The sequence below is a fragment of the Peribacillus sp. P4_D6 genome, assembly GCF_056401795.1.
Genome location: NZ_JBFUIQ010000306.1, coordinates 1 through 1,719, shown reverse-complemented (window position 1 = coordinate 1,719; position 1,719 = coordinate 1). Strand labels below are relative to the sequence as shown.

Annotated in this window: 3 protein-coding genes; 1 reads left to right on the top strand and 2 read right to left on the bottom strand. The window is 38.1% G+C overall.

The features are described 5' to 3' along the window. The coding region (locus AC1DVB_RS27030; protein WP_477591910.1) for an IS110 family transposase at nucleotides 1–233 on the bottom strand (233 nt) is incomplete at its 3' end. A 560-nt stretch (nucleotides 234–793) separates the two neighbouring features. Then, nucleotides 794–1,291, bottom strand: a complete 498-nt coding sequence (locus AC1DVB_RS27025; RefSeq protein ID WP_082609235.1) for a complement C1q domain-containing protein — start codon at nucleotides 1,289–1,291, stop codon at nucleotides 794–796. A 63-nt stretch (nucleotides 1,292–1,354) separates the two neighbouring features. Here AC1DVB_RS27025 and AC1DVB_RS27020 point away from each other — a divergent pair. Continuing rightward, the coding region (locus tag AC1DVB_RS27020; protein WP_477591908.1) for a hypothetical protein at nucleotides 1,355–1,719 on the top strand (365 nt) is incomplete at its 3' end.

Genomic DNA, 1,719 nt, shown 5'->3' with positions numbered 1-1,719 from the left:
GGCTCAATTCCAACAATTACTTCTGTTTTCTTAGCTTCCTTCATCGTTTGACGAATCTTTTCATACAGGTGTTCAAAGCCCTCTTTTGATTGAYGTACTGCGAAGGCTTTTTCTATCACGCGCCCTCGTTCATCAACAAAACAAGCGTAATGAACATGCTTGGCAATATCCATACCAACAACGAGTGTATTTTCAGTAACTTGATTAATTTTTTCATTCCATTTAAACTGCATACAGAAGTCCTCCTTGTTTGATGTTGAGTCAATGGTCGTTGACACTCATGCATCATACAAGAGGGCTCTTTTTCTTTCAAGACTTCGAACATCCTTCTAACAGGAATGCTGCCCCTTAAATTCCATAAAGAAAAAGCTGCCTTAAAGAAAATTTCACATTATCTACCTCAGAGAATATGGAGTTTAAGTGCTACAATTATCTTGAGGTGGTAACTTTGTTTATTTCTCCAATGCTCTTGCACAAAATAGAGCAGCCCTTCGATGATGCGCAATTCATAACGGAACTAAAGTTATCAAGACTTAAATTATAAAAAACCTTAATAAATAAAGGAGAGCACATACTAACCATGTATAGTATGTACTCTCCTTTTATCTTTTAATGAACTAACGTACCTGTTAGCTGAACAGGATTTTTTTATTTATGCTCTTTAATTGTATAAACCCAAAATCTAGATGCAAAAAAACCGGAATGGTAGATGGAGTGAATGTAGATACCTCTACCGCACTCACTGCTATAACCAACTTTTCCCGGTTAGTCTGTAACATTACTCAAATTTTATTTATGCTGTAGGAGACGGGAATCTAGCTCCTTCAAAGCGAGTTGCTTTCCCTGGCAAAAGGACACCCGGAGTTGTACTTGAAGCAAAAACTTCTACGGTATCTCCGGCATTTAAATTCACTTTGGCACTAAGTGATATAACTAGAGTTAAATCACCAGAATCGCCTCTAGTAAATTCATCATCAGTACCGACTGATGAACCATTAACTTGAATTTGAACTCGAACCTGATAAGGAACCCCGATAGGATCAGGGAAAAAATTAAGAGATGTAATAAAAAGATATACACCTGAATTTTTTGCGGTGAAGGTTGAAGTAGATGGGTCATATTCATTTCCTAAGTCAAGTAGTTCATTTGGAAAAAATACCTTAGCTAAAGGAAGTGTTCCAGCTAGTGGTTGAAGAACGGTTGAACCTTGGGTAGCTGCACTAAAAGCTGAATTAGTTTGTGGAATAGAGACGCCATTTGATGAAGTATCATTGGATACATTTACATTCACAACTGGATTACCTACGTTTGAAATAGTATTGGTATCATTTTGAGTCCGGTCCTGAAGTTGCTCTTGTTTTTGTTGCTGTTGTTGAAGTTGGAATTGAATATTTTCCCTCTTACAACAATCAGCGTGATGGTCATTATCGCAGTGTTTCTCCTTCTTACAACAATCAGCGTGATGGTCATCATCGCAGCGTTGTCCCTTCTTACAACAATCAGCGTGATGGTCATTATCGCAGCGTTTTTTCTTCTTACAACAATCAGCGTGATGGTCATCATCGCAGCGTTTTTTCTTCTTACAACAATCAGCGTGATGGTCATCATCGCAGCGTTTTTTCTTCTTACAACAATCAGCGTGATGGTCATCATCGCAGCGTTTTTTCTTCTTACAACAATCAGCGTGATGGTCATCATCGCAGCGTTTTTTCTTCTTAC